This window comes from Sphingomonas hankookensis (assembly GCF_022664465.1).
In the GTDB taxonomy this organism is placed as follows: Bacteria; Pseudomonadota; Alphaproteobacteria; order Sphingomonadales; family Sphingomonadaceae; genus Sphingomonas; species Sphingomonas hankookensis.
Genome location: NZ_JAKREV010000005.1, coordinates 216,152 through 242,469, shown reverse-complemented (window position 1 = coordinate 242,469; position 26,318 = coordinate 216,152). Strand labels below are relative to the sequence as shown.

Here is a 26,318-nt window from a genome sequence, read left to right as displayed (position 1 = left end):
TTGGTTTGCGCTGTCCGTAGGACAACTGTGAAAGGGGACTAGAATGCGGAAGCTTGCCGTCACATTGGCGCTCGCGACCACTGCGCTCGCAACTCCCGCCCTCGCCCGCGACAACGCGTGGTATGTGGGTGTGGAAGGCGGCGCAATGATCGTCGAAGACATCGATTACGATCTGACCACGCCGGCCGGCGGCGTCACCACCGTCGATAGCAACTATGGCTACGACGTCGGTGGCACTGTGGGTTACGATTTCGGTGCCCTGCGCATCGAAACCGAAGTTGCGTACAAGAGCGCGACCGTCGACGAACTGCGTACCACCGGTTCGATCGCAACCGGCCCGACGACCGGCGTGGGTGCTGGCACCTACAGCGGCGGTGGCCGTACCTCGGCGCTGTCGTTCATGGCGAACGCCCTGCTCGACTTCGGCGATGACGATGCCATCAGCGGCTTCGTCGGCGGCGGTGCCGGTGTCGCGCGCGTCAAGGCGCACGACTATCGTGTCAACAACAACTTTGCGGCGCTCGACGACTCGGACACCGTGTTCGCATGGCAGGCTCTGGCGGGTATCCGCGCGCCGCTGAGCGAAAACGTCGACGTGTCGCTGAAGTATCGCTTCTTCAACGCCGATGACGTTCGCCTCGTGAACGTTCGTGGCGTTGGCTATGACGGTCGTTTCCGGTCGCACAGCCTGCTGGGTGGCCTGACCTTCAACTTCGGTGCGCCGACCCCGCCGCCGCCGCCGCCGCCGGTCGAAACGCCGCCGCCGCCGCCGCCGCCGGTCGAAACGCCGCCGCCGCCGCCGGTCGTCTGCACGCCGGGACCGTACATCGTGTTCTTCGAATGGGATAAGTCGGACATCACGCCGGAAGCGGCCGGGATCCTCGACAATGCCATCTCGAACTACCAGTCGTGCGGCAACGCGCAGGTCATGCTGGCCGGTCACGCCGACCGTTCGGGTTCGGCCTCGTACAACGTCGGTCTGTCGCAGCGTCGCGCTGACGCGGTCCGTGCGTACATGGAAGGCCGTGGTATCGGCGGGTCGAACATCTCGACCGAAGCGTTCGGTGAAGGCCGTCCGCGCGTCGAAACCGCCGATGGCGTCCGCGAACTGCAGAACCGTCGCGTGGAAATCACGTACGGTCCGGGTTCGGGCATGTAATTCAGCTTTCCTACGGAAGCAGAATTTCGGAAGGGAGGTCGGGCAACCGGCCTCCCTTTTCGTTTGTTCGGGCCCCGGGCGTGCGGCACCGGGGCGTGGGACGAAGGAACGGAGCCAAGTCATGGGGAAGCGGGAGACACCCTGTGCGCCGGTCGCGGTGCCGGCGGGACTGGCGGAGGCGGTGCGCGACTATCGGTGGGCGCGCGACGGCGTCGGCGAATCGGGCGGGGCGGTCTATCGCCTGTCCGGTCGGCGCGATGCGCCCGACCTGTTCCTGAAACATGGCGAAGGCGCGGTCGCCGACGAGATCGTGGCGGAGATGGTACGGCTGCGCTGGTTGGCGGCGCATCTGCCGGTACCGAAGCTGGTGGCGTTCGCGGCAACGCCCGATGCGGCGTGGCTGCTGACGACGGCGCTGCCGGGTGAGACCGCGTGGCAGCTACTCGATCGCGCGCCCGAACAACGTGGTGCGGTGGTCGATGCGCTGGCGCGGTTCCTGCGGCGGCTGCATGCGATTCCCGTCGCTGCCTGTCCGTTCGATGCCGGACATGCGCATCGAATGCACCTCGCCCGCGCGCGGATCGATGCGGGTTCGGTCGACGAAGACGATTTCGACGATGCGCGGGCCGGGTGGAGTGCCGATCAGGTATGGGAGGCGCTCGCCGCGCATCTGCCGCTCGCGGTCGATCCAGTGGTGACGCATGGCGATTTCTCGCTCGACAACCTGCTGGTGCAGGATGGCGAGGTGATGGGCTGTATCGATCTGGGGCGGGTCGGGATCGCCGATCGCTATCAGGACCTGGCGATCCTGGCGAATGGTCTCGGCGAGTTCGACGCGGCGCTGGTCGCGCGGATGCTCGCAGCCTATGGCATCGCGGCGCCCGATGAGGTGAAAACGACGTTCCACCTGTTGCTGGACGAACTGTTCTAGGCGCCCGGCCGTGCGGTGGCGAAGCGGAGCGTCGCATGTCTGGGGCGGTCGCTGGTCAGTCTTGCCGAGCCCAGCACGCGATCGATCGTTGCCCGTCCGGTCCAGCGAAGGTCGATCGCCCGCAGCACGATCCGCCCGGTTCCCGGGTGCAGCGTGACCGTCCAGTCGCGACCGGTGAGGCGGGTGACGGCGCCGGCGTCATGGCGCCTGAAACCGGCTGCGTGCAACTGTCGGGCGATGGCATCGCGCTGCGCAGGCGAGACGGCGAGCGCGATGCCGGAGACGTCGAACCGCCCGCGGCGTGGCGCCAGCACCGCTGCGCGCCGGACGGATGGCCGGGTCAGGTCGGGTTGCTGCCAGCGAACGAAGTCGGGCCGGTACACCATCGCCCAAAGGGCAAGGTCGGATCGGGTGGCGGTGTCGTTGCAATGGATCGAATCATACCACGGAACGGGGGGCGTGCGGCGGGTCCACGCAACGGTGGCGCGGCTGAACCGGAGGGGGCAATAGGCTTGCCAGCGAAGGGTCAGTGCATCGAACCGCCGGCCGTCATCTTCTCCGATCGCGATGCCGACCTTGCCGACCGGTTCGTCGAAGCGGTTCCCGGGCGCGAACAGCTCGAGATAGCTTTGGCGACCGCGCAGGAAGACGCGGTCGGTGGCAACCGGCGGTGCGGCATAGTCGGGCAGGCCGGCATCGGGTGCCCCGAGCAGCGTCGAAACCACCGGATCGGCGCGCATCGCATCGAAGGTCGGCTGGTCGAGGACGAGATAGATATGGTTTAAGCCGGGGCGGGCGGTGGCCGGTACAGCCGCGGTCAGGGTCGCAATCGGGAGGAAGTGCGCGACGAAGCGCGTTGGGCCCAGCCTGCGGGGTACGCGGCGGTTCGTCGACGGAGCAGACGCTTGTCCGGATGGGAGGTGCGGAACCGGTCAGTCGTCGTTGGGCCGGCTGATCCGATAGGGGCCGGCGCGTGTGGCGAGCGGTTGCCCTTTCCAGCTCAGTCGCACCAGCCCGTCACGGACCAGATCATCGATCGCGGCATGGACGTCGGGCATCGCCGCGCGCCAGTCCGGCGCGATGGCGCGCGCGACCTCGCTCGGGCAGATCGTCGCGTTCGACGCGCGGCGTTCGAGCAGGGACAGCGCTGCGGCCCGTGGATCGGTCATCGCGATGGTGTCGGCTTGGCGCTTTCCCGGGTCAAGCCGGAGCGGGACTGTTGCCTTGCGCGCGCATGGGGCGGATTGCGGATACGGCCGTGATCGATCATGCCTGCCGATCGATACAGGGACGTTCCGGATGGTGTTGACCGCTACGTTGATGGTGTCGCTGGCGGCCGCTGCACCCGTCGAGCTGGTTTCGCCGGACCGTTCGTTCAGTATCATCGGTTTTCTGTGCGACGACCCCGTTTGCGACGATGTTCCGCGCCCATTGCGTGCAAGTCCGATTCTGGATCAGGCGAATGCGGCAACGCTGTTCGCAAACCTGCCGCGCCACGACCGGAACTGGCAGGTCAGCCTCAATTGCGCGGTCAGGCGTGACAGGTTGGAGAAGTGTCGTCTGGATCACGAAGACGATCGAACCGGTGTTGGAACGCCCATCGCCCTTCAACTGACGAAACGCCTGAAGTTGATCGATCCCGACGCAAGGTCGCCGCGTGCGATCGTCGTGGTCCGATATGAGGTTGGCGATTGCCCGAGCTGGATCTGTACCGTCCTGCCGCCAGCGCCTTCCGCCCCGGCAGTTGGGGACGTCCGGTAGGTTGCCGCGGAGCGTCGGTGCGACGTCCGCGACCGGCTCACCTTGCGCTGTCGAACGTCGGCGACCGGGCGAAGTCCGCCTTGGCAAAGGGTCGATCGCGAAACAGGTAGCCGTAGTAGAACTGGCGTAACCGGCGGTGGAAATCGCGGATGCGGTCCTGATAGGCGAGTTGGGCGGCAAGGTCGGTGTGGGCGAGCCGCGTCAGCAGTGCCTGCACGCCGATCGAGGGCAGTAGCCAGCCGAGCGCGTTGGCGGTCGCCGCGCGCTGTTCCAGTCCCGCCCGATACGCCTGCACGCGAGCCGCGACGCTGTCGTCGCCATTCTGGTGGAAGGCGAAATACCATTTGTAATGGAAGCCGGCCGGGAGCGGCGATGAGTCCGCCCATTCCGGATTGCGGGCATAGAAGCGGCGCATCGTTTCCTCGCGCGGGATTTCCCATGCGTGATGGACGTTCTCGCGCTGCGCCAGCGCGATCTTGGCGCCCTCGTCGACCGGGATGGCGCGATTGATGACGACATTGGCGAGCGTCGGGATCACCAGGACGAGTACCAGCCACAGTCCGGCCAGCGTCGCGGCATTGGCGGTCGAACCATGGCCCAACCGCGATATCAGCGCCGACAGCCCGATCCAGAACAGCAGATACCCCGCCGCCACCGTGACGATCAGCAGCAGCGCGCCGATGGCGACGCCCGACAGGATCGCGCCGACGACGAACGGTACGGTCAATGCCACCAGCAGCAACGCGAATCGGACCAGCCCGCGTCGCAGCCACAGCCGCCGCGCCCCCGGCAGCGCATCGAGCATTCGCGCTCTCCCCGCCTCACGCTCGCCCGACTTCAGGTCATGGAACAGCGCGATGGCGAACAGGGGGGCGAGGAACACCAGCACGAAGGCGAAGTCGAACCGGCCCGGCAATGCCAGTTCGGCGTTGAAGGTGTCGCCGTCATAGATCTGCGCCTCCAGCCCCAGCGCACGGACGCGCAGGATATAGGGCGCGACGTCGCGCATGCCGATCGCGGCGAAGGCGAGCGGCGCGGGCGCGTCCCACGTCGGGTGGAAGCTGTAATAGGCGGCGCTGCCGGCGTCCTTCTCGCGATCCACATAGGTCGCGATGGCGCCGATATCCTCGGCCTGCGCCGCGGCGATCGCGGTGATCGCGGCGCGTTGTCGCGCCATTTCGACCATGCCCGCGACGACGGCGGCGGTGCTGAGCACGGCGAGCAGGACCAGCGCGATGGCAGCCATGCGCGAACGCAGCAGCAGCCGGGTTTCATGGAGCCAGATCGCCATCATTTCGCTCCCAGCCGGCGGGTGGCGAGCGCGAGCGCGGCAAGGCCGAGCGCCAGCCAGCCGAGGATGATCGCCAGTCCCGGCAGGCTCGCCTGCACCAGGGTCGCGGCATCGGGTTGGACGAAGGCGAATTCGGGCATTTGCTGCCAGTTGTTCGCGCCGATCCGCTTGCGCCGGTCGGCCCCAGCGTCCTTGGCGGTATCGTCGGCATAGCTGACCGCGTCCGCCTGTAGCTGGTTCAGCCGCTGAACGAGGGCGTAGCGATAGGCCTCCGCCTGTTCGAGAAAACGGCGATGGCCGGCAAAATCGGTGCCCGCCGCGGCCATCGATGCCTGTCGCAGCGCGATCGTCGGGCTAAGCAGGCCGACGCCGGCGACCAGCGCGTTCTGCGACGCCTGCGTCGCGAAACTCTGCCCGGCATAGCGGTCGAACAATTTGCTGGTCATCGCTTCGCCTTCGAGCGCGAGCAGGCCCTTGTAGTTGACCGGCAGGTCCTCGACGCGGGTCACGCCGTATCGTTCGAGGACAGCGGCCTTGAACTGCGCAAAATGCGGGTCGTCGGGATTGTGGCTGTCGCCCATCTGCCGCAGGTCACGGGCGATGGCGACGTCGGTCTGCAACCGGTTGGCGAGCGGATAGGCGCCGCTCGCTATGTCGGGCGCGACGCGCGGCAGCAGCACGACGGTTACCGCCCAGACCGCCAGCAGCGCGAGCAGCGCATCGCGGCGGCGGCGGACCAGCATCGACACCAGCGTGATGGCGACCACCCATAGCGCGAGATAGGCGGCATAGGCGAGCGCGATCACCGCCATCGGCCCGGCAAGGGCGCCGGGCTGTCCGGAGATCAGGACGAAGCCGATCATCGCCGGCAGGCCGACCAGTATCGCGACCAGTCCCAACGCGCCGAGCTTGCCCAGTACGATTGCGCTGGCCGATGCCCCTTGCAGCATCAGCGGGCGCAGCGTGCCGCGTTCGGTTTCGCGCGCGACCGCGCCATAGCCGAGGAAGATCAGCAGCAGCGGCGCCACCGCCTGCAACACGAAGGCGGGGGTCAGCTGCCCGAAGCGGACCAGCAGCGAGCTTTGCCGGACGTCGCCGAAATTGGCGGTGTTCTGACGATGCCCTTCGAGGAACATGTTGTTGCCGGTGAACGCATCGACACCCGGATCGAACGCGGCGAGCGGCCCCAGCGGGCGGAAGATGAAGTGGCCATAATGGACCACGCGGTGCGGGTGGCGGTCGGGCTGCGCCTCGAACGCGTGGTTCGCCTCCGCCTGATGCCGGGCGCGACTGTCGGCGATGCCCTGTTGATGGGTCCACGAGGTGACGACCGCGACCAGCGTCAGGATCAGCAGCAGCACGACGGCGGTGACCGCGACGCGGTTGCGCCGCATCAGTCGCAGTTCGTCGCGCGCGATCAGCGAGATCGCGCTCATGCCAGCGCCGCGCCTGCGAACCGGTCGTGCAGCGCGCGCACGTCGAACCGTTCGCTGCCCTCGGCCGCGACCTCCTCGACGATGCGGCCGCGTTCGAGGAAGCCGATGCGGTCGGCGACGTCGGCGGCGCTGAGCAGGTCGTGCGTCACCATCAGCACGGCGGTGCCGCGCGCGCGGACGGCGTGGAGCAGGGCGTTGAAATCGGCGGTCGCGCGCGGATCGAGGCCGGAGGTCGGCTCGTCGAGCAACAGCACCGGCACTTCGCGCAGCAGCGCCACCGCGATCGCGACCTTTTGCCGCATGCCCTTGGAAAAGCCGCCGAGCCGCTGGTCGAACGCCCGCTCCTGCAACCCCGCCGCCGCCAACGCATCGGTGATGGCGTTTCGCGATCGCGGCGCCCCCGACAGCGCCAGCAGGTAATCGGCATTCTCGACCGCGCTCAGATGTTCGTAGAGCGCGACATTTTCGGGCAGATAGGCGATCCGCCGCCGTGCGGCATCGGGGTCGGTCGCCGGATCGATCCCGCCGACCCGGACGCTGCCGCCATCGGCGTGGACGAAACCGAGCAGCGCCGACAGCGTCGTCGACTTGCCCGCGCCGTTGCCGCCGAGCAGTGCATAGATTTCGCCGGCACCGACCGATAGCGACAGTCCGTCGAGTACGCGGTGCGCGCCATAGGCAAGGGTCGCGCGATCGATCGCGATTTCGGGCAAAAGGGCAGGGGGCGTTTGCATGGCGCCTTCCTGCCCGCCCCCGGGACATATCGTCAAGAGTGATGATGTATCATTGCATTGACAGGGCCGGGATCGTCCGCTTTTAGCAGGATGAGTAACATTATATCACCGATCGGGGGATCTTCATGACGACACGCCTGCGCCGGTTCGCACCGGGCCTGATGCTCGTACCGCTGCTGGCGACGGCGAGCGCGTGGGCGAAGGAGGGCGCGCCGGTCCCCGACGATCAGGTCGGTGGCATCGTCGTTACCGGATCGCGGCAGGCCAATGCCAGCATCAACGGCCTCGACGTCGATCCGCAGCTGCTGCCGCAGAATGTCCGCCTGCTCGACGAGGGGTTGATCGAACGCACCGGCTTTACCGACCTGTCGCAGCTGTTCGATCTGGCGGGCGGCATGTCGCGGCAGAACAGCTTCGGCGGGGCGTGGGACGCCTATGCGATCCGCGGCTTTTCGGGCGATATCAATCAGGGGCCGGACCTGCTCATCAACCGCTTCAGCGCCAATCGCGGGTTCAACGCCCGTCGTGACGTGGCGACGGTCGAGAGCTTCCAGGTACTGAAAGGGCCGGCATCGGCACTGTCGGGCAAGGGGGAACCCGGCGGGTCGATCAACATCGTGACCAAGGCGCCGTTGGACCATTTCCATGCCGGCGGCGAATTCGGCTATGCCAGTTTCGATATCTGGCGCGGCAGCTTCGACTTGGGCGGGCCGGTCGGTGGCGGCGTGTCGACGCGGGTGATCGGCGTCTATCAGGACGGCGCCAGCTTTCGCGACTTCGTCCACAATGATCGCCTGCTGATCGCCCCTTCGCTCGGCTGGCGGGTCGGCGATCGGGTGCGGTTGCTCTACCAGCTGGAATATAATCTGGTCCACTTCACCCACGACCGCGGGCTGGTCGCGGTCGGCGGCAACGGGCGGGCGTTACCGCGCAGCCGCTTCCTCGGCGAACCGAATGACGGCCCGATGACCCAGCGCACGTCGCAGCATCAGGCGACCGCCTATATCGATCTCGGCCCCGGCATCGCGCTGGAAAGTGGGGTGCAATATCGCGACGGATCGCTGACCGGCCAGTCGACGCACAATGCCGCGCTGGTCGGCACGCGGCTGCGGCGGCAGTTGCGGGTCCACGACTATCATTGGCAGGACGTGTCGGGCCGCGTCGAATTGAGCTTGAACCGCACGCTGCTGGGTATCGGGCACCAGCTGCGCGTCGGCGCCGATGCGTTCGATTACGACCAGCGCCGCATCTTCTACCGCTTCAGCCCCAGCGCGGCGCAACCCTATGACATCGACGTGTTCGCGCCGGTCTATGGCCAGCGCAAGCCGGTCGCGCCGCTCAACCAGAACCTGCTCGAGCGGCTGCGGGGGCAGAGCGTCTATGCGCAGGACCTGCTGAGGCTCGACGATCGCTTCTCGCTGCTGCTCGGCGTTCGGCACGACTGGATCGATCAGGACAACGTCAATTACCGCACCGGCCGGACCGATCGCCAGTCGCCGCAGGCGACGTCGCCACGCGCCGCCTTCACCTTCGCGCCGAGCGAGCATGTCTCGGTCTATGTCAGCTGGGGTCGGTCGTTCCGGTTCAACCAGGGCGTCGATGCCGCCGCCGGTCCGTTCGCGCCCGAACGCGGCGAGGCGTGGGAGGGCGGGCTGAAGCTGGCCGCACTGGCAAGGCGGCTTACCGGCACGGTTTCGCTGTTCCGGATCACCAAGCAGAACATCCTCGTCAACGATCCCGCCAATGCCGGCTTTTCGATCGCGACCGGCGAGGCGCGCAGTCGCGGGGTCGAGGCGGATGTGAATTACCGGCTGGACGACCGGCTGACGCTGACCGGTGTCTATGCCCATACCGATGCGCGGGTCACGCGCGACACGCGGCCCGGGCTGAACGGGACGGCGCTGTCGAACATTCCGCGGCACAGCGGGGCGGCCTATGCCTTCTGGCAATCGCGCGGCGCGGAGGCCGGATCGGTCGGCGTCGGCGGCGGTGTCACCTATGTCGGTGGCCGGCCGGGCGACGATGTGGCGAGCGGGTTCCGCCTGCCGGGCTATGTCACCGCGCGGCTCAACCTGTCGTACCGGGTGACCGAGCGACTGTCGGCGCATCTCGATGGCGAGAATCTGTTCGACGCCTATTATCTCGAAAGCAGCTATTCGAACGTGTGGATCACCCCAGGGGCGCCACGCACGATCCGCGCACGGGTCGCCGTGGCGCTGTGAAGGGGGGCGGGCGGATCGCCGCCGGCAACCCCGAGCAGACCAGTCATGGCTACCGGTCCGCGCGTCGCCCTCGCCGGTCCGCTTCAACCGCACTGGGTTCCCAAGATCGGCGTTTCGTTCAAGCGTCACCTCAACGGCAATCTGCTGCCGGTGCAGACGATCGTGAACCTGTTGCAGGGGGGCGGTGCCAAGAGCGCGCGTTTCGATACTATGTGGGCGGACTGCGAAACCAGCCCCGGCGTCTACAATTTTAGCGACTATATGCCCCCCGCCAGCACGTACCAAGTGGTGAACGAGCCGGACAACGCGCAGATGTGAAGCTGAGCTGGCCCCCATTTCGACCGGACGGATTCAAGCCTAGGAAGGAGGCTTGGGGCTATCCCCTGAGCATAGGCTTATGTCCGTGTCCGAGATCATCACCGACGGCGGTCGTCGCCGTCACTGGGGTGCCGCCGAGAAACTGAGGATCGTCGAGGAGACGCTCGACGGTCTCGAGAGCATATCGGTCGTGGCGCGCCGCAACGGTGTCGCGCCCAACCTGCTGTACCGCTGGCGACGACTGATGCTGGAGGGCGGAAGCGTGGCGGTCACCAGCGACGATGACGTGACCAGCAATCGCCAGGTCCGCGAGATGGAAACCCGTATCCGCGAACTGGAGCGCCAGCTCGGTCGCAAGACGCTGGAGGTCGAGATCCTGAAGGAAGCGCTGGAGCGCTCGCGCCCAAAAAAAGCGAGCTTGCTCATGCACTCGCCGCTGCCGGAGACTATCCGGTGAGCCTGGTCGCCAAGACGCTCAGGGTCGGGCGCTCGACGGTGTACGACCGCCTGACCGGCCGCACCCGGACGCGCGGGCCGTACGCCAAGGCCGACGACGCGGACCTGCTGCCCCGTATTCGCCAGATCGCCGCGCAGCGGCCCTCCTACGGCTACCGCCGCATCGCGGCGGTCATCAATCGACAGCGCCGCGCCGATGGACTGGCGCCGGTCAACCACAAGCGCGTCTACCGCATCATGGCGGCGGACCGCCTGCTGCTGGCGCGGCGCTATACCGAGCGGGCCGACTATGGCCATGACGGCGTCGTGGTGGCGATCCGCTCGAACCTGCGCTGGTGCTCGGACGGCTTCGAGTTCCCCTGCTGGAACGGCGAGGTCGTGCGCGGCGCCTTCATCATCGATGCCCATGACCGCGAGATCATCGTGGCGCGCGGTCGCCAATGCGGGCATCAGCGGCTCGGACGTGCGCGACATCATGCTGGAAGCCGTGGAAACCCGCTTCGGCGGTATGCGCGTCGCCATCCCGGTCGAGATGCTGTCGGACAACGGCTCGGCCTATACCGCCCGCGAAACGCGGACCTTTGCCCGACAGCTCGGCCTCAAACCCTGCTTCACCACTGTCCGCAGCCCACAGTCCAACGGCGTCTCCGAGGCCTTCGTGCATACCCTCAAACGAGATTACGTCCGCGTCTCGCCGCTGCCCGATGCGCTCACCGCGTTGACATCGCTGGCCGGATGGATCGAGGACTACAACGACAACCACCCCCATTCAGGGCTCAAAATGCGCTCGCCGCGAGAGCATCGCGCACTGGTTTCTGCAACCGCTTGAACCCGTCCGGTCAAACGGGGGCCAGATCAGTATTTGGTTTCGGCCTTAGTCGCTAAGTCCTTTGCCCGCGCGATGTTCTCAATGTGGGCATAGCTAATGTCCTTCGGCAACATATCGCCAATGGAAAAGCCGGTTGCGGGATAAGCGTACCGTTCAAGGGTGCTTGACCATTGCGCCAGGTGCTTAGCTGAACGGTGCTTTTGCTAGCCGGCCTTGTGGTCAGCTTCGCGCCCTTCCACATAGCGTTCGGCATACCGCCGGAAGGTCATAGCCGCCGGATCGTGCTTGGCGGTGCGAGTGGTGCGGGGGTCAACGCCTTCACGAATCGCTTTCCGCATTTCGGCAGCTTTGTCGCGCGCTTCAGCCAAGCCAACATCGCGCTTGCCGGCCTTGCCTAACCCAACTTCCTTGACCTTGCCGTTCGCCGAGTAGCGGAACACCCAAGATCGGGTTCCAGCCGGCTTTACCTTCAAGATCAGGTTGGGTGCATCCTTCACGCTGTAAGAACCTGGCCCGACGCTATCGACCTGGGTTGCCGCCGATACCTTGATTGCCGCCTTTTCCCGCCATTCCCGCTACCTTCAACGCCAGGAAAGACCCGCCAAATAGCCGCCTTCCCGTTCTTACAGCGGTTCATATAGCAGGAGGCAAATCAATGCGGAATCATGCCGATCCTTACCGACTGAAAGCACACCCAACGCCAGCTAAAAATTGGCGGTTTTCTGCGGGTTTTAGGCGGTTTTCCGGACTTTCGGATCGCAAAATTGGCGGAGACGGAGGGATTCGAACCCTCGGTAGGAGTAATCCCCCTACGGCGGTTTAGCAAACCGCTGGTTTCAGCCACTCACCCACGTCTCCCAAGCGCGCCGTGCGGCTTGGAGAGCGGGCCTATAGCGGGGGATGTGGCGGTGATCAACTCCCTACGTTGATCGTAATTCGACGCCGGACGGGCGCGCGTTCATTGCAGGGACAGGCGCTTGGCGCCTATCGTGGCGACGATGGGCATGATTGCGGGGAGCCGAGCGATGAAATGGTTGATCGGGTGGATGGCACCCCTGCTGGTGCTGGCGGTGCCGGCGCAGGCACAGGTGCGCACCGTCGACCCCAATGACGCGATCGATGGCGATCTGGCGCCGCAACAGGCGCCGGCGCCGGTCCGTACGCCCGATCCGGTGCCGGCCCCCCGATCGACCGTGCCGCCGGCCTATCAGTCCGCGCCGACGCCCGTTCCGCCGGTGCAGCAGGGCACACCGAGTTCGACCGCGACGACCGCCGCCAATGACACGTTCGAGCGCGACGACCTGATCGGTGCGGCCGAAGGCGTGTTCGGGCGGGGTGCCGAAGGGCTGGCGGGGATCATCGAGAATATCCTGAAGGATCAGGGCAAGCCCAACGCCTATATCGCGGGCCGCGAGGCGGCAGGCGCGTTCGTGGTCGGGCTGCGCTATGGCTCGGGGGTGATGAACCACAAGGTCGAGGGGCAGCGTCAGGTCTATTGGACCGGACCGTCGGTCGGCTTCGACGTCGGTGGCGATGCGACCAAGGTCTTCGTGCTGGTCTACAACCTGTACGATTCGCAGGAACTCTACCGGCGCTTCCCGGCGGCTGAGGGGCGCGCCTATTTCGTCGGCGGCTTTTCGGCGAGCTATCTGCGGCGGGGGGATGTGGTGTTGATCCCGGTGCGGTTGGGCGTTGGTTGGCGGTTGGGTGCCAATGTCGGGTATATGCGGTTCAGCGAAAAGCAGCGGTGGCTGCCGTTTTAAGGCGCAGGGCGGTCCGCAACGGCGGGACTCGCCCCAGCCCGGCCGGCGGGCAACGCCCGACCGACGACGCGGGCTTTGCCCGCGGCGCTTAGGAAGCGTCACCCCGGGACGAGCCCGGGGTGAGGTTCCGGCGGCCTAGTCCCGCCGGAACGCGGTCGATTCGAACCGCACCGGCGCGCCTTGCGCTTCGCCGACCAGTTCGGCCTCCCACATCGCGGTCTGGCCGCGGACGATGGTGCCGACCGGACGGCCGGTCAGCGTGTCGCCGGTGAAGGGTGACCAGCCGGCGCGCGATGCCAGCCAGCTTTCCTCGACGGTCCAGCGGCGCTTGAGGTCGACGACGGTGAAGTCGGCGTCATAGCCGAACGCGATCCGCCCCTTGCCCGCGAGGCCGAAGATGCGCTGCGCCCCGGCGCTGGTCAGGTCGATCAGCCGTGCGAGCGTCAACCGCCCCTCCGCCACATGGTTGAGCAGCAGCGGTAGCAGCGTCTGTACGCCGGGCATGCCGCTGGGCGTGGCGGGATAGGTCTTGGCCTTTTCCTCGATCGTGTGCGGCGCGTGGTCGGAGCCGATGACGTCGGGCACGCCCTGGTTCAGCCAATACCACAGCCCGTCGCGATGTGCGCCGGAACGGATCGGCGGGTTCATCTGCGCATAGGTGCCCAGACGCGGATAGGCGTCCTCGCCGGCCAGCGTCAGATGCTGCGGCGTGACCTCGCACGAGGCGATGTCCTTGTTGCTTCCAAGCACTTCGAGTTCGGCCGGGGTAGTGACGTGGAGGACATGGACCCGGCGGCCGGCTTCGCGGGCGAGGCGCAGAATGCGGCGGGTGGCGATCAACGCGCTTTCGTCGTCGCGCCACACGGGGTGCGAAGCGGGATCGCCGCTGACCCGCTCGCCCTCGCGCGCGATCATCCGCATCTCGTCCTCGGCATGGATCGCCACGCGGCGCTGGCCGGAGCGCAGCACGCGCAGCAGGTCGTCATCCTCCGACACCAGCAGGTCGCCGGTCGACGACCCCATGAAGATTTTCACGCCCGCGGTGCCGGGCAGGCGCTCCAGCTCGGCCAGATGGTGCGCGTTACGCGCGGTGGCGCCGACATAGAAGGCATGGTCGCAATACATGCGACCCTTGGCGCGGGCGAGCTTGTCGGCGATCGCGTCCTCGGTATCGGTCGCGGGCTTGGTGTTCGGCATTTCGAACACGGCGGTCACGCCGCCCATCACCGCGGCGATCGATCCGCTGGCAAGGTCTTCCTTATGCTCCAGTCCGGGCTCGCGGAAATGGACCTGCGTGTCGATGACGCCGGGCAGGATGTCGAGGCCGGTACAGTCGATCGTCCGCCCGGCGTCGCCGGTCACGCCGATGCCGGCGATGCGGCCGTCGGTAATGCCGATATCGACCTGTGCCGGGCCGGAGGGAAGGTGGACGGTGCCACCGGTGAGCTTGGTATCGAAGGTCGCCACTGCCGCCTCTTGTAACCGGGGGATGCGCGGTCCTACCTGTTCGCCATGACCAATGCCACCCCTGCCACCGGCCCTGCAACCTGGCTGGCCGATCGTGCCGTGCTGCGCATCGCCGGCGACGAAACGCGCGCCTTCCTGCAAGGACTGGTGACGCAGGATTTGGGCGTCGTGACGCCCGATACGCCCGCGTGGGCGGCATTGCTGAGTGCGCAGGGCAAGGCGTTGTTCGATTTCCTCCTGTGGGCCGAGGGCGACGATATCCTGATCGACTGCGAGGGCGAGGTGGCCGATGCGCTGGCCAAGCGGCTGACGCTGTACCGCCTGCGCCGCGCGATCACGATCGAGCGGACCGAGCTTGGCGTCCACTGGTCGCCGGTGGGCGAGCAGGGGGTGGCGGACCCGCGGCTGGCGGCGCTCGGCCGGCGGTGGCTGGCGGCACCGGGCGACGCGGCGCACGGCTGGACCGAACACCGCCTGCGCCACGGCGTGACCGAGGGGCGGGCGGAGCTGGGCGACGGGCAGACATTGTGGCTGGAATGCAATGCGCGCGAGCTGCACGGGGTGAGCTTCACCAAAGGGTGCTATGTCGGGCAGGAAAATACCGCGCGGATGAACTATCGCTCGACGGTCAATCGCCGGCTGGTGGTGGTGCCGACCGATGTCGCGGGGCCGCGGACGCGGGTCGTGTATTCGGAACTGGGGCTGGCGGTCGAGCATCGTCGGGTCGACGATCTGGGCGAGGCGTTGCGGCCGGACTGGTTGGTGGCGGCGCTGGTCGAGCCGGCGGAAGGGTGATCGGCTTCGGCTGGTTGCGAACGAGGTCTAACCGTACCACGGCGAAGACCGGGGCCCGGTTGGGGGACGTCGGTACGGTACGGAAAAAGCGTTCCCAACTGGACCCCGGCCTTCGCCGGGGTGCGGGCTGAACGTCGACCGGCGTTCGACGGGGCCGAATGCAATCCTAGAGGTGAAGTGCGTCTCTTGCCACGCGTACCCCCGCGCAGGCGGGGGTTCAGAGCTCCAAACGTCGCTCTGTCGTTACCCTGGACCCCCGCCTGCGCAGGGGTACGGTTTGCATGTCGATAGGACGTAGTATGTTACGCGCGTAGCGCGGGACAGGAGCCGTTTGAGGCCCCAGCCTTCGCCGGGACGACGTTCCATGGCGATGGATCAGGACTTAGCCTAGGCGCAGCCTCCGCTCACACACCCCGTCTTCGCCAATCTCCTCGCCCACCACGACAAACCCGCTGCGTTCGAGGATCGCCTGCGACGCGCCGTTGGTGTCGATCACCGACGCGAACAGCGGGCGTTCGCGTTGTTCAGCAAGGAACATGGCGACTGCCGCTTGCCCGATCCCTCTGTGCCAGTAGTCGCGGCCGAGCCAATAGGCGATCTCCACGCGCCCTTCGGTAGGAAAGGCAGAGACATAGCCGGCGACCGCACCCTCGACCTCCACGGTCCGCGCTACGAACGCCAGTCCGCCAAGAATCCGCTCCCAATGCGCGTCGAACGCCCCGCGCTCCCGCGGCGTGAACCCGGCCATTGCCGCAGCATCCACGTCGCATTGGTGCGCGAAGAACACGGGCAGGTCTTCGGGGAGGACCCGGCGGAGCGTGACCGTCATCGAGCGCCGTGCACCACGGTCACAGCGCGTCGAAGTCGATCGGCGTGTGGCGGTCGAGCGTCGCTGTGGCGGGGGGCAGGGGGTATTTGAGACCCGTGGCGCAGTTGAACAGGACGACCTCCTCCTCCGCATCGACCTCGCCATCGCGCAAAGCTTGCCGGTAGGCGGCCAGCGTCGCACCGCCTTCGGGACACAGCAGCAGCCCGTCGCGCCGGGCGCAGTCGTCGACCGCCTTCAGGATCGCTGGGTCGCCGACCGCCAGCGCCTTGCCGCCCGATTGCCGGACCGCGCGCAGGATCAGGAAGTCGCCGACCGCGCGCGGCACGCGGATGCCCGCGGCGACGGTATGCGCGTCCTCCCAGCGTTCGGCATGTTCCTCACCCGCTTCGAACGCACGGACGATCGGGGCGCAGCCCGATGCCTGTACCGCATACATGCGCGGGCGCTCCGACCCGATCCAGCCGAGCGCTTCCAGCTCATCGAACGCCTTCCACATGCCGATCAGCCCGGTGCCGCCGCCGGTCGGGTAGAAGATCGCGTCCGGCAACCGCCAGCCAAGCTGTGCGGCCAGTTCGAGCCCCATCGTCTTCTTGCCCTCGATCCGGTAAGGCTCCTTCAGCGTCGAGAAGTCGAACCAGCGCCCTTCCGCCGCGCCCTTGGCGACGATCGCGCCGCAATCGTCGATCAGCCCGTTGACCCGCCACACCCGGCTGCCCTGCGCGGCGATCTCGCGCACGTTCACCTCGGGCGTGTCCTCGGGACAGAAGACGATCGTCTCGATACCGCAGCGCGTGGCATAGGCGGCGAGCGCGGCGCCGGCATTGCCATTGGTCGGCATCGCGATGCGGGTGACGCCCAGTTCCCTGGCCATCGCCACCGCCATCACCAGCCCGCGCGCCTTGAAGCTGCCGGTCGGCAGGCGCCCTTCGTCCTTGACCCAGACATTGCTGCCGCCGGCACGAGGAATGGGGATCAGCGGCGTTTCGATCTCGCCCAGGCTGACGATGTTTCCCGTGTGCCGCACCGGCAGCAGCTCGCGCCATCGCCACAGGTCGGTGTCGCGCGCCGACAGCGTATCGCGCGACAAGGCCGCGCCCGCCGCCGCCAGATCGTAGCGCACCAGCAGCGGCCGCCCGGCGCGCGACAGATTGTGCCGCGTGTCGGCGGGATAGCGCTCCCCCGTCATCGAACATTCTAGATGGGTGACGAAGGTCGGCCGGTCGGCGGTCAGATTTTCCTGCATCGGCGCAGTGTATCGCAGCGCGCGCGCCGGTCCAGCCATGAACGCCGTTCCCATGGTAGCGGTAACGCGCTACGAACGCTCGATAATCGCCTGCGCGGGCGGCAACAGGGGAGATGGCGATGCGGTTCGATCGGGCATGGGTGGTGGTGGCGATGCTGGCCGCGCCGGCATGGGCGCAGGAGTCGAAGGAACAGGCGCGGGCGATCGCCGGGGAACCGGCGGCGGCGCCGCAGCGGCTGAAGCTGACCGATGTGCCGGTGGCGACGGGGAAGGCGACTGCACTGTTCGACGGGCGCAGCCTGACCGGCTGGACGCCGTGGCTGGGTTATGCCGATCCGGCGATCACCTATCGCGCGAAGCCGACCGACAAGCCGATCGGGACCAGCCGCGATACCAGAGGCGACTTCGCGGTGCGGATGGTCGATGGCGCGCCTGCGTTGTGGGTGAAGGGCGAGACGTGGGGCAGCCTCGTCCACCGTGCCGATCTCAGCAATTACCACCTGCGGCTGCAGTTCAAATGGGGCGACCGGACTTGGGCCCCGCGCGAGACGCAGCCGCGGAACAACGGCCTGCTCTATCACACGCACGGCACGCCCGGCGAAGTGTTCGGGACGTGGCAACCCTCCGCCGAGTTCGAGATCATGACCGGGTCGACCGGCATGATCGTCGCGGTCGGCCCGAAGCTGCGCGGCCATACGACTGTGGCATTCGACCCGACGCTGATCGCGCCGCACCTGCGCTACCGAATAGGTGGCAAACAGGTCGATATCGTCAACGGCACGCCGACATGGAATGTCGAGGCGGGGCGCGACGCCGAACGGCCGGTGGGGCAGTGGAACACGCTTGACCTCTATGTCGTCGGGGACCGCGCGGTGCATGTCGTCAACGGCGTGCCCGTGGCCGAGGTCCGCGATCTGGCGACGATCGGCCCCGATGGTACGCGCCGCCCGCTGACGCATGGTCGCATCCAGCTTCAGTCCGAAGGGGCCGAGACGTGGTTCCGCGGTATCATCGTCGAACCGATCGCCACGCTGCCGAAGGTGGTTGTGGTGCGGTAAGGTTTATCGGCGGCCCGTATCCCCGCGTAGGCGGGGATCCAGGGTCACGGGCGTCGCGTTCGCCGCTCTGGACCCCCGCCTGCGCGGGGGTACGACAGGGGTGGGTCTTTGGCCGGGAGTAACGCCCGTCTGCCTATGCCGGCAAACGATAGGGCGCGCGGTAGCGCGGCGTGATCAGCGCATTCGCCTGCGCATCGTCCTTGAACTGCCCGGCCGTCGCGTCCCAATGCACCTTGCGGCCGGTACGCCATGCGACATTGCCCATCTGGCACACGATCGCGGTGTTCGCTGCCGATTCGATCGGGCAGGCGGGTGTCCGCGCGCGATCCTTCACGCACGCCACGAAATTGGCGGTATGCCGGTCGAGCCCCTCATCCGACGACTTCGTCACCGGTACGGCGCGGGTCAGCGGCTTGCCGTCGCTGACCTCGGGGATCACTTCCCATTTGCCGCGATCGACGATCAGCGTCCCCGTCTCGCCGATGAACGCCACGCCATGGTCGCGCCCGCCATAGGGCCCCTGACTGATGCCGACGGCATGTTCCCATTCGACCGAATAGTCGCCAAAGTCGTAGATCGCGGTCTGGGTATCGGGCGTCTCCATCGCCGAACCCGGATAGCCATAGGCACCGCCCAGCGAACTGACCGACCGCGGCACGCTGGCCTTCATCCCCAGCAGCGCGATGTCCATCAAGTGCACGCCCCAATCGGTCATCAGGCCGCCGGCATAGTCCCAATACCAGCGCCAGCTGAAATGGAAGCGATTGGGATTGAACGCGCGCGCCGGGGCCGGTCCCAGCCAGCGATCGTAATCGACGCCGGCGGGCGCTGCCTGGTCGGGCTTCGGCTCGACCCGCTTCATCCAGCCCATATAGGCCCATGCCTTGACCTTGCGCACGCGGCCGATCCCGCCGGCATGGACCAGCGCGATGGCGTCGGCCCAATGCTGGTTGCTGCGCTGCCACTGGCCCACCTGTACCACGCGGCCATGGCGTTGCTTCGCGGCGACCATCGCGCGGCATTCGGCGATCGAATTGCCCAGCGGCTTCTCGCAATAGACGTCCTTGCCCGCCGACATCGCGTCGATCAGCTGCAGCGCGTGCCAATGATCGGGGGTGGCGACGATGACCGCATCGACCGTCTTGTCGTCGAGCATGCGGCGGTAATCGTCGTACAGCCTGGGCGCGCGCCCGGTCGTCTTGCGCAGTTCGGCGCCACGCTCCGCCAGCACCCGCGCATCGACGTCGCACAGCGCGACCGGCACGACGTCCGCGCCCTTTATCATCGCGGTGAGATTGGCCCAGCCCATGCCCTTGCAGCCGATCAGCCCGACCTGCAGCTTGTCATTGGCGGACACCCGCCGCCGCTGCGCCGACGCGTTACCCAACGGAACAAGGCCGGCAACCGACGCCGCAACGCCCCCGGCGATCAGCGTACGACGATCGAAGCGCGCAGTCATGGCGGTCTCTCCCGATAGATAATCGGCTGAAACGTAACGGAAAAGGATCGTGCCGCAAGGTGGGAAACGGGCGGGCGGACCCAGCCGTCGATCGTCTGGCGGTGCGGTAGGCTTGGCCGTCAGTGTCAATACGGCTGATGGGTCAAGCGCTGAGGGCTTGGGAGTGACATGGCCCGACGCCAGCGGTCGCTTCGCCATGACGGGCGGCAGTTACTCGTGGTCCGCGGCTGACGTTGCCCAGGCAAACCGGTTCTTCGTGATGCGGATAAGCGACCGGAAAATCCTGCAGGAGGTTCCGTTGAAGTCAGGTGGTCCGAACAGCTTTCGGTTCACTTACTATCCGAGCGATGTCGAGCCGTTCGACATACGGGCCGCCGCCGCGATACGTGAAGCCAGAGCAGCTTATAATGAACCTTTGAGCGGGTGGCGTCCTTCGGCTGGATCGGAGAGAGGTTATCCCTGATCCTCGTAAGCCAGCTGGAGGACGCCCCAGTGCGCGCCGTTGACGTTGATCGACGCAATGACCTGCTTGAGCAGAACGACCCCGCCGTCTGCCAAAGGGCGACGATAGGCCTTCAAACAAAACTGCTTGGTGATCTTCACCTGCTGAGCGGTGTCGGGGAAATGAAAGAACAGGCCGGCACGCGAGTTCTCCTCGTTCCATGCCCTTTGGCCTTGGCGCTGGGGTAGAGAGCGCTCCGGCATCGCAACTGCCCCAAAGCATCGGCGATCGGTGAAGCTCATGCCGAACAGTCCGGGAAACTTCCTTGCGGCTTCCTGATGCGGGCGGGCCAGCGTCGTGATCAGCGCCATCGCAGGATGGGTGAAGAGGGGTGGATCGGAGCCTTCAACCGGACTGTAGGCATCACCCAGGATCGCATGCTTGTCCAGGCGGCCATCCTGAACCGCCTCGCTAAGGCCGTTAGATACCGCCAACGCTGCCTCAACGGCAAAGCGGATGTACGGTCGATCCGGCATATCCGCTCCGCTTTCGGCAAGCGTCTGCAACAGATCGTTTGTATCGTCACTTACCGAAGTGAGACGATCGGACAGGCGCTGGAGGCCCGACGCGTTGTCTGTGGAAGTTTCGGCGAGCTGGCCAAGCCCGGTCCTGACTTCGTCTACAGCTGACACGATCGACGCTACCCGGTCGCTTACCGTTCCGCTGTTTTGCTCGAGACCCTCCATCAACTGGCGGATCTCCGCTACACGCGCCTTTACATCCTGCGTTCCGGTGTGCGTCGCCTGCGCCTTGGAAACGCCCAGCTGCACACGGGATAGCATCGCTTCAGCCTGAGAGGTTAGCGCACCGATCGATGCACTGATGCGCGAGGTGGCCCTGGCGGTTTCCTGAGCCAGCTTCTTCACTTCGCTCGCAACCACGGCAAAGCCGCGTCCCGCGTCGCCGGCCCGAGCGGCTTCGATGGTGGCGTTGAGTGCGAGGAGGTTTGTCTGGCCGGCAATGTCGTCGATTGAGGCGGTCACCTTGCCGACGTCCTCGAGAGCTGCCGTGAAGGCGCCAAGACTTTCATGGATAAGGCTAACCTGACCGATCAGATCGAGTACATCGCCCATAGCCGTATCTATCTGAACCTGCGAATTGGCGAGCAGGCCATGAGCACCAGTCGTGGCGTCCAGCGATTGCTCTGCAGCGATCGATACGTTCTGTGCGTCTCGAACGAGGACATCGGTTTGCGATCCGAGATCGTCGATAGTGCCTGCCTGTGCGGTAACGCGAGTCGCGAGCTCAAAGATGTCGGCTTGCAGGTCCAGCGTCCTGATGCCCAGCTCACCTGATCGGCGGGCGGCTTCAGCGATCGTTCGATCAAGTTCCACGGCGTCTCCTTCCGAATACGCCGGTACGCATATAGCTTTAATGAAGCCCTACTGGGCCGTCTGTGCGGCTGGCTTGAGCGCCATTCTTGTTCGCGTCCGGTCGCGGACGTTCGCCACTGAACCCGCAAAAATGAGGGAACGTCGGAGGTGTCGAGAGCGGCGAATGTCCGCTAACGCATTGGTTACGCAGTTGTTCTTTAAGAAAGTGACACTGCTACTTAAGGACTTCGCAAGTGACACGAGCGTTTATAGCGGCTTAGCCGGAAAATTGCTACTTATGAAAAGCGGTTAGCGGAAAAAGTGCTACTTGGCACCTTCGCTGCCCCGACCCGACTGCGCCACAGGGCGACGCCACCGTGGCCATTACGGGCAGATCGGCGATGATCGGTCTGCTCTACGTCGTATGGTCGGATCTCGTCAGTCCAGTCCACACAGACCCAGGAAGGCATCGTCGAACTCCACCTTGGCATACGCATCTGGGGACTGGCGTCGGTAGGTGTGGAGGAGAACGCCACATTCATCGATCGTGCGAACGAGCGCCGGCTGAGGCAGGCCCGGGAGCAGCAGGACGAGTCGATGGTCCCCAAGCCTCGGCAGAAGCCTTGGATAGAGCTGAAGCTGGCCCATCCCACCGTAGACATCCGCGGCCGAATTACCCGTCTTGATCTCGACTAGGAGGGCACCGGCGGGCGCGGCAATGACCGCGTCTACTTCGTAGCCTGCAGCGTGCCTCGGCTTGTCGATCAGGATGCCAGCCGAACGAAGGAGAAGGGCGAGCTGCTGCCACACCTCGCCCTGCAGCCGCCGCACCTCCTTTGCATCGACCGCGATCCTTGGCCCGACGGTGTAGCCTTCAGCCTGCTCGTCACGCCCAAGTCCCTCCACAGGCGCGGTGTCCGGCAGATCGCCATCGACCTCGGCGTCGCGCAGTCGCGCCTAGGCGCAGCGATCGACGAAGCGGCCGGTCGCATCCCTGATGTCCTCCGCATCGACGTCCAGCCGCGTGACAATGTGCCACTCCCGCTTCTTCCCGCTGGTATCGCCGTTCAGGACGGGGGTCGGTTCAAGGTTTGTGAGACGACGAAAGTCAACCTCCAGGATGTGCGGATTACCCGCGATGGGCGAATTGAGCCGCCCCTGCCTTATCAAGAAGGGCGCTCCCTGCTCGTTGACGGCGATTCCCGTGGTCACGTTAGCGTTGCCTGGTGTGTCGGCCTCGTTGATCTGCACGGCCCAGTAACCGCCCGTCGGGTCGGTCCCAAGCGCCGTCCGCTCGCCCAAACTTTCGCTACGGTTGTCAGCTTGGTTGCGGAAGACGATGCGTTGCTCGGGCAGGCGCCATAGTAGGCCGTCCCTTACGCCAGTCTCTATGAGCGCTCGACGCCATGTCTCGAATCCATGACCGACGACCTTCGGGTCCGAACTCATCGTCAACATCGAACCGCTCCTCCGCATGATCGAAGTGGATCGTGCCCGACTATGACGGCACTCACCTTATCCACCGATACGAGGTTCAGCGCCCTGAAGATGTCGGACCGGCAAGGCGCCACCCTCGCGTCGCCACTCTCCGCAGACAGTTCAGCCGCCTCCAGGGCGTTGGCTATCTCTGCCATGTATGGCTGATCGAATTCAGCCCTCAGGGCGTCACGCCACGACGGCTCCACTAGCAAAGAGAACAGCTGGTCCGTGGAAGATGGCGTAGTCATGGCGCCGAGGTGCGCGGACGCAGGCGTACGATCAAGCCCTCCATTCCATGGAGGGCCAAACATGGACCGGTATGCCATCAACGACGACATTGAACATGTCTTCATGCCTGGCCGATTCACGGGAGTTCCCGGGACGACGTAGCTGGACTAGCAGACGATAAGCATCTCGCTCCGGGGCGCTGATTTCAGGCTCGATATCAGCTGCTTCGTAGCGATCGTCGCCATGATGCTCGGAAGCCGCCTCGGTGACGCCGTTTCCGACTCCACCGGAGCGCAGAACTTCGCTTTACATAGCAGCGATGCCGACGCTCCGATTAGGCGGTGACCGGCATTGGCGCCAGACACGCTTCCAGCAGTTGCCGAAGATCAGGCGCTACTTCGTGACCAGGCACGATGCGATAGGAGTTCAGCAGCTTGTCGTCGTGACCATCGGCCTTCACGACGACCTTCAAGGCCGCCAAGAGCTTCTTACCCTTGACGGTTTCCGGCCGGGCGCCGCCGGCCGCATCCCACAGCGCGTCCGAACTCGGTGAACCGCCGTTGGGGAAGAGTTCCCAGTTGACCACCTTCCGCTTGGCGAAGAACGTGTCCTTTGCCTGCCCGACCTTGGCGGCCGCTGCGACACGCCAGCCTTCGGCGACAGCCTCATCTACACCATAGATGGCCACGAGGTGGGCGGCAGTGCAGAAGTAGGCCTCGACGTCGCATCCGGCCGTAACCCATGCAAACGCGCCGTCCGTCTTGAAGCGTTCGGCCCACGTAGTTGCCTCGTCCGGCGACATGAAGTCGCCGTCCCGGTGAATGATCGCCTTGATCTTGAGCTGTCCGTCCACGAGCAAGCCGTTCAGCAGCTTGTCCTTCGGCAGGTTCTCGATGCCGAAGCAGCGGCACACCGCGAGCTGCCGGGACAGTTCGGGCCATTGACGCAGGATCGCACGAAGCGCCGTGTCGTCCTCATCCTCGACGAAGAACAACGCGGACTTGTCGAGGCCTCCCCAACCTAGGAGGCGACGGATCGCCTCGCCGTCGTCCGTCTCGATCCGGCCGTCGTTCATCCATACCAGCTTGACCGCCGGGCTTGCGCTCCGCGCGATGTGGGGGCTGTGCGTGGTCAAAATGATCTGGGTGTCCGTATCCGCCGCCGCGAGCTCAAGCGCCTCAATGAGCCTCTCCTGCTTGTCGGGATGCAGATGGGCATCAGGCTCGTCGATGAGCATGATCTTCGGCTCGAAGAGAATCAGATACGCGAAGATCTGGATGACCTGCAGCAGGCCGGTGGCCGCGGTCTCCAGCGGCCGGTTCTGATTGCCGAGGCCCGGAGACGTGTACGTGGCCGAGATGTGATAGTCTTCGCGCTCGTCGAACGACACGTCGACCTGAATGCCGGGATGCACGGTGCCGATGTAGGCGTTCAGCTGATCGAGCCGCGCCACGCCACCGTTTCCGTCGGTCTCGGTAACGCGTCGGCTGCGCAGGCTGAGCAGGATGTTCCTCAGCACGCCGCCGGCGTCGCCGCTAGCCGCCTGCCTGCGGAGGGACGGCTGCGCCAGGATGCTCTCGCGTTCGGACAGTCCGGCCAGGCCGGGTATGTAGGCGGTTATGAACTGGACGCGTTGCTTGTATGGCGTCACCGCCGCGCCGCCCTCCATGTAGGCGGTGATGCCGCCACGGTTGCGAGCCGCCCGGATCCTGACCGTCGCCTGCGAACGCTCCTCGCCGATCGGAACGTGACCGAAGATCACCTCCACCGGGGTCGAAGTCTTGTCCGTCTTGAGTTCGCTTTTGTGGGCGGTGCGCAGTGGCTCGCTACTCGGCAGGTAGTCGAGCCGCTCGAACGAGATCATCTCCGTGGTGTTCCGGTGGGCGATGTAGCTCGCCGAGCGTGCGGCCCAGTGAACCGCCTGCAGAACGGAGGATTTGCCCGAGCCGTTCGGGCCGACAAGGATTGTCACCTGCCCGAGCGGTATGACGGCTTCCTGCGTCGCCTTGAAGTTCCGGACGGTGATCGACTCCAGCCGGGTCCAACGTCTCGCCCGGGTGGAGCGGGTGTCGGTCACTCCGGTTGCCGGCTGCCCATCACCCATAGCTGCATCATAGGCGGGCTCAGGTATGTCACTGACGAAGGCCACCGTGCTTGTGAGATCGCCTGCATCTTTGAGAATCTGAATCTCATCCCCGGTTGAGATAGCCGTGGCCGCGGCCCGATCGACAACCGGCTCGACCTCGTTGATTTCGAGTTCAGACGCCGACACGGTTTGCTCGTCATCGTTCAAGTCAGTGCCCCCTCTCGCCGAGGTTGTAGGATCGGAAGTCAACACCGCCAATAGGATATCCGTAGAAGCTCGGACCGCCGGCCTTCCGAAGAAGAGAGATCTGCGACATGGATCCGCTCGGACAGCAACCCCCCGCAACTCCGTTTGAAGCCCGCCGCCCGTCCGGGTCCGCGAGCCAGCGGCCTTAATGGACTGATCGAGGCCGCCAACGTATTCGCTCAGGGGTCAGGCAGCCGATCCGCTGAACTTCGTATATATCAGCTCAGGTGGACTGGGCGGCCGTATGACCCGCTCAACCGCGACCAAGTGGATCGTCCCGGGATTCACCTACTTGGGCATGAGATTCGTCAACGGGCAGACCCTTTTTCACCCCGGACCGAACGGCGAGACTGCCGGTGTCACCTTCATCGCGCCTCGGGACGGCGACTATCGGTTCGTCGGGAAGTTCCAGATCACAGCAAGGTGCGGCAATAGGATCATTGCGGAAGCAAATGGGATACGCGCGCCGCTTGTCGACGGGGATCTGCCGTTCTCGTTCACGAAGCGACTGTCGAGAGGCGAGACGGCATCGTTCGTCGTCGATCCCAATAGGGATGCGGGTTGTGACGAAACATCGATCGAACTCACCGTGGATCGACAGTGATGCTCGGCAACGAGCCGAGCCGCCCACCTGCAGCAAATCAAAGGTATCCTGCACTTGGCCGGCTAGTTTCCGCACGGTCATTGGCCGGACCGATCGTGCCGAACCACCG

At 65.8% G+C, this 26,318-nt stretch carries 23 protein-coding genes, 1 tRNA gene and 1 pseudogene; 10 read left to right on the top strand and 15 right to left on the bottom strand.

Annotated features, from left to right (window positions below):
- The first annotated feature begins 43 nt into the window (after positions 1-43).
- Entirely contained in the window at positions 44-1,159 is a 1,116-nt protein-coding gene (locus MF610_RS14480; RefSeq protein ID WP_242198681.1) for an OmpA family protein, read from the top strand.
- Positions 1,160-1,280: 121 nt separating this feature from the next.
- Positions 1,281-2,090, top strand: coding sequence for an APH(3')-I family aminoglycoside O-phosphotransferase (locus MF610_RS14475; RefSeq protein ID WP_242198679.1), 810 nt, complete (start codon positions 1,281-1,283; stop codon positions 2,088-2,090).
- Here MF610_RS14475 and MF610_RS14470 read toward each other — a convergent pair.
- Together MF610_RS14470 and MF610_RS14465 are read right to left on the bottom strand one after the other, a co-directional pair.
- Positions 2,087-2,866: a DUF5829 family protein gene (locus tag MF610_RS14470; RefSeq protein ID WP_339328535.1), complete on the bottom strand. Its 780-nt coding sequence runs from the start codon at positions 2,864-2,866 to the stop codon at positions 2,087-2,089. The genes MF610_RS14475 and MF610_RS14470 overlap by 4 nt on opposite strands.
- A 156-nt stretch (positions 2,867-3,022) precedes the next feature.
- A complete protein-coding gene (locus tag MF610_RS14465) occupies positions 3,023-3,259 on the bottom strand; it encodes a DUF3253 domain-containing protein (RefSeq protein ID WP_242198673.1) in 237 nt (78 codons plus the stop codon).
- Positions 3,260-3,389: 130 nt separating this feature from the next.
- Between MF610_RS14465 and MF610_RS14460 the strand changes: the two genes are divergently transcribed.
- Positions 3,390-3,851: a hypothetical protein gene (locus MF610_RS14460; protein WP_242198670.1), complete on the top strand. Its 462-nt coding sequence runs from the start codon at positions 3,390-3,392 to the stop codon at positions 3,849-3,851.
- Between the two features lie 37 nt (positions 3,852-3,888).
- On the opposite strand, the gene MF610_RS14455 is transcribed toward MF610_RS14460, so the two are convergent.
- From MF610_RS14455 to MF610_RS14445, 3 genes are read right to left on the bottom strand one after another with little or no spacing between them, the layout of a single operon-like run.
- Positions 3,889-5,142, bottom strand: coding sequence for an ABC transporter permease (locus MF610_RS14455; protein ID WP_242198666.1), 1,254 nt, complete (start codon positions 5,140-5,142; stop codon positions 3,889-3,891).
- The gene (locus tag MF610_RS14450; protein WP_242198663.1) at positions 5,142-6,578 is read right to left on the bottom strand and encodes an ABC transporter permease; all 1,437 of its coding nucleotides are present in this window, start codon (positions 6,576-6,578) and stop codon (positions 5,142-5,144) included. The genes MF610_RS14455 and MF610_RS14450 overlap by 1 nt, the downstream gene beginning before the upstream one ends.
- Complete coding sequence (locus MF610_RS14445) at positions 6,575-7,312, bottom strand: ABC transporter ATP-binding protein (RefSeq protein ID WP_242198651.1); 738 nt, start codon at positions 7,310-7,312, stop codon at positions 6,575-6,577. Before MF610_RS14445 ends, MF610_RS14450 begins: the two co-directional genes overlap by 4 nt.
- A 125-nt stretch (positions 7,313-7,437) precedes the next feature.
- On the opposite strand from MF610_RS14445, the gene MF610_RS14440 reads away from it, so the two are divergent.
- The 3 genes and pseudogenes from MF610_RS14440 to MF610_RS14430 all read left to right on the top strand — a co-directional run bounded on the left by MF610_RS14440 (position 7,438) and on the right by MF610_RS14430 (position 11,137).
- On the top strand, positions 7,438-9,534 hold the full coding sequence (locus MF610_RS14440; RefSeq protein WP_242198649.1) for a TonB-dependent siderophore receptor: 2,097 nt from the start codon (positions 7,438-7,440) through the stop codon (positions 9,532-9,534).
- Positions 9,535-9,579: 45 nt separating this feature from the next.
- Complete coding sequence (locus tag MF610_RS14435; protein ID WP_242198646.1) at positions 9,580-9,852, top strand: hypothetical protein; 273 nt, start codon at positions 9,580-9,582, stop codon at positions 9,850-9,852.
- Positions 9,853-9,931: 79 nt separating this feature from the next.
- A pseudogene (locus MF610_RS14430) lies at positions 9,932-11,137 on the top strand (IS3 family transposase).
- A gap of 203 nt (positions 11,138-11,340) precedes the next feature.
- Here the strand turns inward: MF610_RS14430 and MF610_RS14425 are convergent.
- On the bottom strand, positions 11,341-11,688 hold the full coding sequence (locus MF610_RS14425) for an Arm DNA-binding domain-containing protein (protein WP_339328534.1): 348 nt from the start codon (positions 11,686-11,688) through the stop codon (positions 11,341-11,343).
- A 214-nt stretch (positions 11,689-11,902) separates the two neighbouring features.
- A tRNA-Ser gene (locus MF610_RS14420) sits at positions 11,903-11,995 on the bottom strand.
- Between the two features lie 167 nt (positions 11,996-12,162).
- Here MF610_RS14420 and MF610_RS14415 point away from each other — a divergent pair.
- Positions 12,163-12,900 (top strand): DUF1134 domain-containing protein, encoded by a 738-nt coding sequence (locus MF610_RS14415; protein ID WP_242198640.1) that lies wholly within the window; start codon positions 12,163-12,165, stop codon positions 12,898-12,900.
- A 135-nt stretch (positions 12,901-13,035) separates the two neighbouring features.
- Here MF610_RS14415 and MF610_RS14410 read toward each other — a convergent pair whose 3' ends face one another.
- Positions 13,036-14,367 carry a dihydroorotase gene (locus MF610_RS14410; RefSeq protein ID WP_242198620.1) on the bottom strand — a complete coding sequence of 444 codons (1,332 nt, stop codon included), beginning with the start codon at positions 14,365-14,367 and terminating at the stop codon, positions 13,036-13,038.
- A gap of 45 nt (positions 14,368-14,412) precedes the next feature.
- Here MF610_RS14410 and ygfZ point away from each other — a divergent pair, with 45 nt between their 5' ends.
- Positions 14,413-15,162, top strand: coding sequence for a CAF17-like 4Fe-4S cluster assembly/insertion protein YgfZ (gene ygfZ / locus MF610_RS14405; RefSeq protein WP_242198617.1), 750 nt, complete (start codon positions 14,413-14,415; stop codon positions 15,160-15,162).
- Between the two features lie 382 nt (positions 15,163-15,544).
- On the opposite strand, the gene MF610_RS14400 is transcribed toward ygfZ, so the two are convergent.
- The gene (locus MF610_RS14400) at positions 15,545-15,991 is read right to left on the bottom strand and encodes a GNAT family N-acetyltransferase (protein WP_242198597.1); all 447 of its coding nucleotides are present in this window, start codon (positions 15,989-15,991) and stop codon (positions 15,545-15,547) included.
- Positions 15,992-16,010: 19 nt separating this feature from the next.
- A complete protein-coding gene (locus tag MF610_RS14395) occupies positions 16,011-17,234 on the bottom strand; it encodes a threonine synthase (protein ID WP_242199212.1) in 1,224 nt (407 codons plus the stop codon).
- 119 nt (positions 17,235-17,353) lie between these two features.
- On the opposite strand from MF610_RS14395, the gene MF610_RS14390 reads away from it, so the two are divergent.
- Positions 17,354-18,292, top strand: coding sequence for a 3-keto-disaccharide hydrolase (locus tag MF610_RS14390; RefSeq protein WP_242198594.1), 939 nt, complete (start codon positions 17,354-17,356; stop codon positions 18,290-18,292).
- 133 nt (positions 18,293-18,425) lie between these two features.
- Here the strand turns inward: MF610_RS14390 and MF610_RS14385 are convergent, their stop codons facing one another.
- The 5 genes from MF610_RS14385 to MF610_RS14365 form a co-directional block, all read right to left on the bottom strand.
- Positions 18,426-19,751 carry a Gfo/Idh/MocA family protein gene (locus tag MF610_RS14385; RefSeq protein WP_242198576.1) on the bottom strand — a complete coding sequence of 442 codons (1,326 nt, stop codon included), beginning with the start codon at positions 19,749-19,751 and terminating at the stop codon, positions 18,426-18,428.
- 453 nt (positions 19,752-20,204) lie between these two features.
- Positions 20,205-21,587, bottom strand: a complete 1,383-nt coding sequence (locus tag MF610_RS14380; protein WP_242198573.1) for a methyl-accepting chemotaxis protein — start codon at positions 21,585-21,587, stop codon at positions 20,205-20,207.
- A gap of 417 nt (positions 21,588-22,004) precedes the next feature.
- Complete coding sequence (locus MF610_RS14375) at positions 22,005-22,472, bottom strand: hypothetical protein (RefSeq protein WP_242198570.1); 468 nt, start codon at positions 22,470-22,472, stop codon at positions 22,005-22,007.
- Positions 22,473-22,523: 51 nt separating this feature from the next.
- Positions 22,524-23,024, bottom strand: coding sequence for a hypothetical protein (locus tag MF610_RS14370; protein ID WP_242198566.1), 501 nt, complete (start codon positions 23,022-23,024; stop codon positions 22,524-22,526).
- A 583-nt stretch (positions 23,025-23,607) separates the two neighbouring features.
- The gene (locus MF610_RS14365; protein WP_242198563.1) at positions 23,608-25,566 is read right to left on the bottom strand and encodes an ATP-dependent nuclease; all 1,959 of its coding nucleotides are present in this window, start codon (positions 25,564-25,566) and stop codon (positions 23,608-23,610) included.
- A 283-nt stretch (positions 25,567-25,849) separates the two neighbouring features.
- Here MF610_RS14365 and MF610_RS14360 point away from each other — a divergent pair, with 283 nt between their 5' ends.
- Positions 25,850-26,209 carry a hypothetical protein gene (locus MF610_RS14360; protein ID WP_242198560.1) on the top strand — a complete coding sequence of 120 codons (360 nt, stop codon included), beginning with the start codon at positions 25,850-25,852 and terminating at the stop codon, positions 26,207-26,209.
- The last annotated feature ends 109 nt before the right edge of the window (positions 26,210-26,318 follow it).

Excerpts from the sequence above, each read along its gene's own strand:
- MF610_RS14480 (WP_242198681.1), top strand. The coding sequence starts at position 44 with ATGCGGAAGCTTGCCGTCACATTGGCGCTCGCGACCACTGCGCTCGCA.
- MF610_RS14475 (WP_242198679.1), top strand. The coding sequence starts at position 1,281 with ATGGGGAAGCGGGAGACACCCTGTGCGCCGGTCGCGGTGCCGGCGGGA.
- MF610_RS14465 (WP_242198673.1), bottom strand. The coding sequence starts at position 3,259 with ATGACCGATCCACGGGCCGCAGCGCTGTCCCTGCTCGAACGCCGCGCG.
- MF610_RS14460 (WP_242198670.1), top strand. The coding sequence starts at position 3,390 with ATGGTGTTGACCGCTACGTTGATGGTGTCGCTGGCGGCCGCTGCACCC.
- MF610_RS14455 (WP_242198666.1), bottom strand. The coding sequence starts at position 5,142 with ATGGCGATCTGGCTCCATGAAACCCGGCTGCTGCTGCGTTCGCGCATG.
- MF610_RS14450 (WP_242198663.1), bottom strand. The coding sequence starts at position 6,578 with ATGAGCGCGATCTCGCTGATCGCGCGCGACGAACTGCGACTGATGCGG.
- MF610_RS14445 (WP_242198651.1), bottom strand. The coding sequence starts at position 7,312 with ATGCAAACGCCCCCTGCCCTTTTGCCCGAAATCGCGATCGATCGCGCG.
- MF610_RS14440 (WP_242198649.1), top strand. The coding sequence starts at position 7,438 with ATGACGACACGCCTGCGCCGGTTCGCACCGGGCCTGATGCTCGTACCG.
- MF610_RS14435 (WP_242198646.1), top strand. The coding sequence starts at position 9,580 with ATGGCTACCGGTCCGCGCGTCGCCCTCGCCGGTCCGCTTCAACCGCAC.
- MF610_RS14415 (WP_242198640.1), top strand. The coding sequence starts at position 12,163 with ATGAAATGGTTGATCGGGTGGATGGCACCCCTGCTGGTGCTGGCGGTG.
- ygfZ (WP_242198617.1), top strand. The coding sequence starts at position 14,413 with ATGACCAATGCCACCCCTGCCACCGGCCCTGCAACCTGGCTGGCCGAT.
- MF610_RS14400 (WP_242198597.1), bottom strand. The coding sequence starts at position 15,991 with ATGACGGTCACGCTCCGCCGGGTCCTCCCCGAAGACCTGCCCGTGTTC.
- MF610_RS14395 (WP_242199212.1), bottom strand. The coding sequence starts at position 17,234 with ATGCAGGAAAATCTGACCGCCGACCGGCCGACCTTCGTCACCCATCTA.
- MF610_RS14390 (WP_242198594.1), top strand. The coding sequence starts at position 17,354 with ATGCGGTTCGATCGGGCATGGGTGGTGGTGGCGATGCTGGCCGCGCCG.
- MF610_RS14385 (WP_242198576.1), bottom strand. The coding sequence starts at position 19,751 with ATGACTGCGCGCTTCGATCGTCGTACGCTGATCGCCGGGGGCGTTGCG.
- MF610_RS14370 (WP_242198566.1), bottom strand. The coding sequence starts at position 23,024 with ATGTTGACGATGAGTTCGGACCCGAAGGTCGTCGGTCATGGATTCGAG.
- MF610_RS14360 (WP_242198560.1), top strand. The coding sequence starts at position 25,850 with ATGACCCGCTCAACCGCGACCAAGTGGATCGTCCCGGGATTCACCTAC.